Origin of the sequence: Chamaesiphon polymorphus CCALA 037, from assembly GCF_003003845.1 — a bacterium.
Classification (GTDB): Bacteria; Cyanobacteriota; Cyanobacteriia; order Cyanobacteriales; family Chamaesiphonaceae; genus Chamaesiphon; species Chamaesiphon polymorphus.
In genome coordinates this window covers 1-2,493 of sequence record NZ_PVWO01000677.1, presented here as the reverse complement: position 1 = coordinate 2,493, position 2,493 = coordinate 1, and the positions used below count along the sequence as shown (strand labels likewise).

General features: G+C 48.3%; 3 protein-coding genes. 2 read left to right on the top strand and 1 reads right to left on the bottom strand.

Features of this window, described 5'->3' with window-relative positions; translation table 11 throughout:
* The coding region (locus C7B77_RS28150; protein WP_106312862.1) for a hypothetical protein at positions 1 to 298 on the top strand (298 nt) is incomplete at its 5' end.
* Between the two features lie 250 nt (positions 299 to 548).
* Positions 549 to 1,103: a tetratricopeptide repeat protein gene (locus C7B77_RS28145; RefSeq protein ID WP_106312859.1), complete on the top strand. Its 555-nt coding sequence runs from the start codon at positions 549 to 551 to the stop codon at positions 1,101 to 1,103.
* 56 nt (positions 1,104 to 1,159) lie between these two features.
* Here C7B77_RS28145 and C7B77_RS28140 read toward each other — a convergent pair whose 3' ends face one another.
* Positions 1,160 to 2,491, bottom strand: a complete 1,332-nt coding sequence (locus tag C7B77_RS28140) for an ATP phosphoribosyltransferase regulatory subunit (protein WP_342761381.1) — start codon at positions 2,489 to 2,491, stop codon at positions 1,160 to 1,162.
* Positions 2,492 to 2,493 lie beyond the last annotated feature (2 nt).

Here is a 2,493-nt window from a genome sequence, read left to right as displayed (position 1 = left end):
GTCATCGGCATCGGCACTCCCCAAGCCAGCACTCGAACATCTCGATGAAGTTGTCGATCGAGTCCACGATTTGGCAGAGCTACACCAAACCGATCCGCTGGCACTGCTACAACTGTTACGCACTTTAGAGCAACTGCATCGCGAAATTCAACAAGGCTATTTTCAGTCGGCTCTACCAGATAGCCGTCAATCTCTGTACGCGCTGTTGCGAGATATTGAGGAAAATGGGGGCTGGCCTTATATTCAAAGGTGGAAACTTCAAGATCTATTTGCCAATTTAGCCGAATTAGAACAGTAGGAAGCCCGATTGAGGCTGTCATTCATCTGCTAGCGATTGCCAGATCTTGGGATGTTTTAGATTAGGTAATTCGGCTGGACTTTACGAGCTAGCTACCAACCAATTTGTTGAAACTGGTAGAATCTGCAATGTAAATCTAGTATTACCTGAGTCGAGTGGCCTGCTGCCCGATCGCAGCAATAGAGCATAAAATCGCAGCCAATCTTCTCTAGCTCTAAGCATAAGTATTATTGCGGTGCTACAGATCGAGATGACATTGAAAAATGAAAATATGCACGACCACCTAAATGACCAACCAGACATTCCGATTGATTCTCATCCAGACCTGCAACAACATCCTCAAACTGCCCGCGAATACTATAACAGAGGTCGGTCTCGCGATCTGGGCGGCGATCGCGAGGGTGCGCTAGCCGATTATAATTGTACGATTCAACTCGACTCTAATTATGCCAAAGCTTATGTCAATCGCGGGTTATTGCGCGACAGGTTAGGTGACAGGCAAGGCGCATTATCCGACTACGATCGGGCGATCCAGCTCGACGATCGCAGTACGATTAGTTATTACAATCGCGCCAATGTTCGCTATCGATTAGAGGATCTTCAGGGTGCTTTAGTCGATTACGATCGAGCGATCGAACTAGATAATACTCGAGCTAAAATTTATTATAATCGCGGGATCGTGCGCGTTTATTTGGGCGATCGGCAAGGTGGGATTGAAGATCTTCAAATCGCCGCTAACCTGTTCCGCCAGCAAGATCGCGATTGGGATTATCAACGCACGCTCGACAAAATTCAAGATCTATAGAATTTGTCGATACGTGCTGGCAGTGGCTGTGTTTATTTGCCTACAACTACTAGTATCTACTCTGCTCCTAGTTCTTCAACTTTAACTTCCTCGTCGCTTACCCAAGCAATGCGAGCGGTACCACGATCGATCGCGATTTGCCGGATTTGCGCTAAATTACCATCATCGAGATACATTTCTACACGTACCAGTTCGGGAGTCGCTCTCAACTGATGAGCGTAACTCAGCGCGGCTGCTGTGGCTGTGGAGGTCACTGCTACTACCAACCAGTCTGGTTTGGCCGTATAACGGGGCATGGCGGGGTTGGCTTGCAAGACTTGTTGTAAATCTTCAATATTCAACGCAAAGCCGATGCCAGGGAAGTTTTGGCCTTGGGGGTGATACAGAGCCAGCAATTTGTCGTACCGTCCGCCTTTACCGAGAATATGAGCGCGATCTGCGGTGATACTCACAGCCTCAAACACGATGCCTGTATAGTAATCGAAGGTTTGAATTAAGCTGAGATCGAGAATTAGGGGGATCTGAGCGTTGGTGGTGGTAGTTAATAAGTCAACTACCATTTGGAGATGGGAGATTGTGGCTTGACTGTGCGCATCTAGTTGTAGTTGCGCTAATTTTGTCAACACTAGTGCGGGATTGCCGCGCAAATCTAGCAAGCAGAGGGCTAATTCTTGCTGTTGGGGTGTTAAAGGTATTTGCTCTAGCGTAACGCGATCGAGATGTGCCAAACACTGCCGAATTTGGGTCTGAAATTCACTGGGAAATTGTGCGAGTAACGCACGGCTCAAGCCTGCTTCGCCTAAAATTATCTGCCAGTTGGGGACTGCTAAAGAAGTCAAGCAGTCAATCATCAGCAAGATGGCTTCGACATCGGCGCGGATGCCACCAATGCCTAATAGTTCGATGCCAGCTTGATAAAATTCCTGTTGTCGCCCGTGATGTTCGAGATCTGACTTGAGGAAGACATTGGCATTGTAGTACAAACGCTGTGGATAAATGTCTCCCATCCGCGCTACGGCGGCGCGCGCGATCGAAGCCGTTAATTCTGGTCGCAAACCCAATGTGCCGCCATCGATGGCCGGAATTTGAATTACGCTGTCGCGATCGACCGCACCGCCTGCAATCAAGGTTTCTAACCGCTCTAAAGTGGAGGTAATAATCCGGTGATATCCCCACCGATGAAATACATCTTGAATTCTTTTTTCTACCCACCGTTTTTGAGCGACATCTAAGGGCAATAGATCCCTGGCACCTGGGGCGTAAAAATTCGTCGGCCCAGTTGCTCCTCTAGAATAGCGAGGAGTGGGCAAATCGCTTGGTTCGGTGAGGAAATTAGCGGGATACGGATCGGTCATGTGTTTAGAGTTAGCAACGGGCAACTCCCTAATTT